The organism is Rhizobium sp. SEMIA 4085 (genome assembly GCF_013004495.1).
GTDB classification, from domain to species: Bacteria; Pseudomonadota; Alphaproteobacteria; order Rhizobiales; family Rhizobiaceae; genus Rhizobium; species Rhizobium gallicum.
Map to the genome: position 1 here is coordinate 1 of NZ_JABEPH010000602.1, position 2106 is coordinate 2106.

The 2106-nt window shown below is 57.9% G+C and carries 2 protein-coding genes; both read left to right on the forward strand.

Going from position 1 to position 2106, the window contains the following annotated elements; translation table 11 throughout:
• Positions 1–197 (forward strand): TRAP transporter large permease subunit (locus tag C9413_RS31520; protein WP_170251451.1); only part of this gene is annotated, 197 nt, incomplete at its 5' end.
• 79 nt (positions 198–276) lie between these two features.
• Positions 277–1269, forward strand: a complete 993-nt coding sequence (locus C9413_RS31525) for a TRAP transporter substrate-binding protein (RefSeq protein WP_170251453.1) — start codon at positions 277–279, stop codon at positions 1267–1269.
• Positions 1270–2106 lie beyond the last annotated feature (837 nt).

The window sequence follows — 2106 nt, forward strand, 5'->3', positions numbered from 1 at the left end:
ACGCCATGGTCGTCGTGTTGGCGATGGGTATCGGCCTGTTCGCGCCGCCCTTCGGCGTTGGCTACTACGCTGCCTGCGCAATTACCCGGGTCAGCCCCGATGCGGGCATGAAACCGATCGTCGGTTACATCGTCGCCATGGCCATTGGTCTTGCCGTTGTTGCTGCGGTTCCGTGGCTCTCGATCGGCTTCCTTTAGTCCGGCATCGACCAGTCAAAATTCACAGAGTTATTTGGAGGAGAACGCTATGGTAAACCTGACAAGACGCGCATTTACGATGACGACGACGCTAGGTCTAAGCGCCACCGCGCTCGGCTTTTCAATGAAGCGAGCTGCCGCGGCCGAATATTCCCTGAAGTTCGCGTTTAACCTGGCCGAAACCCATCCAATCACCACGCGCGCAAGGGAGGCGGCAACGCGCATCCAACAGGAGACGAACGGGCGGGTTGAGCTGCAGGTCTACCCGAACAACCAGCTTGGTAGCGACACGGACATGCTGTCGCAAGTGAGAGCAGGCGGCATCGATCTGTTCCTGAACTCTGGTATCAATGTACTGTCCACCATGGTTCCGGCGGCCTCGATCTATGGTCTCGGTTTCATTTTCCCGGACTATGATACGGTTTGGAAAACGATGGACGGCGAACTCGGTGTCGCTCTGCATAAGCTCATCGAAAAGGTGAATCTCCTCCCGATGGAAAAGATGTGGGACAACGGGTTCCGGCACATCACCACCAGCACGCATCCAGTCAACTCGCCCGCGGATCTCGCCGGTATGAAAATCCGCGTTCCAGTCGGAGCGCTTTGGACTTCTATGTTCCAGACGTTTGGGGCAGCTCCGGCGTCCATCAACTTCAACGAACTCTATTCTGCACTCCAAACGAAGGTCGTCGATGGACAGGAAAATTCCATGGCCAACATCAAGACCGCAAATATTGTCGAGGTCCAAAAATACTGCGCATGGACCCGGCACATGTGGGACGCGTTCTTCTGCGTTGCCAACAAGCGCAACTGGGTAAGCCTGCCGGCGGATGTGCAGGATGTCGTAAGCCGCAACATCAATCAAGCAGCGCTCGATGAGCGTCAAGACATGGCCAAGTTGTCGGAGTCCCTGAAAGAGGTCCTGGCCAAACAGGGTCTTGTATTCAATCAGCCCGACACCGAGTCGTTCAGGCAGAAACTTCGCGACGGCGGCTTCTACACAAGCTGGCGCGAAAAATATGGTGAGGAATTATGGGCGATTCTCGAAAAGTCGGTCGGGAAACTCACCTAGGCCCTAAGACGGCACATTTTCTCCCAGAGGCCGGCTGTCCGGCCGACTTCCGGGTCTCGTGAAGAACATCACGGGACCCGGCTTTTTTCGTGATCGTGTGGTAATCGCGTGGAAACAAATAGCAGAATCGTTACAACCCGACCTCGGCGCGGCGCTTTGTCTTCGGCGGTTTTTTCATGGAGCTGTCCGACGCGTTAGTACTGGCGGCTCAAGCCCCTTCCAACTAAAATCAGATCGCACAACCGGCCCGTCGCGATCAGCCCCCCGTGCTGATCGCAGAAGTGGGAGATCGCCTCCCGTCACTCGCCGCCGCGGACCGGCAGGAGGCGGTGAAACCAAAAGGCTCGAATAGCTAGATCGACGAATGGCGGGTATGGTTTGCGCCTTGGTATAAGCGGCCGTGACGCTAGCGCCGTCTACTCACCTCCGGCTGACGACGAGCTCGGCTCTAATGGGCTCGCCCGGGCTACGGCACGCTTTGAAGCCGGCGAGCGCCGCGAGACATTTGTCACTGGATTCCCAGTCTCGCTCGGGCCTCAAGCTCTGATAGGGAATCTGAAAGGACGTCTTGCTTTTCCGCGATACGCACCAATAGCGTCATCGCAGAAGCCACCCGAACAACGTCAATCCCGATCCGTGGCGCGGCTGACCGCTTCTCGCTTCGCGATCTCCTGACGGACCTGCTCGGGTTTATCGAGAATGCCGTCCTAGCCGCTATTGCCAAGCGGCAGTCGCAGCGGCTTGTCCTCGTCATGAGCGACATTGACAATCGCCACGGCCGCCTTTGCCGGCTCCCCAGGCTGCTTGCGCAGGTTCAGCGTGTGCGCCGCGCCCTGG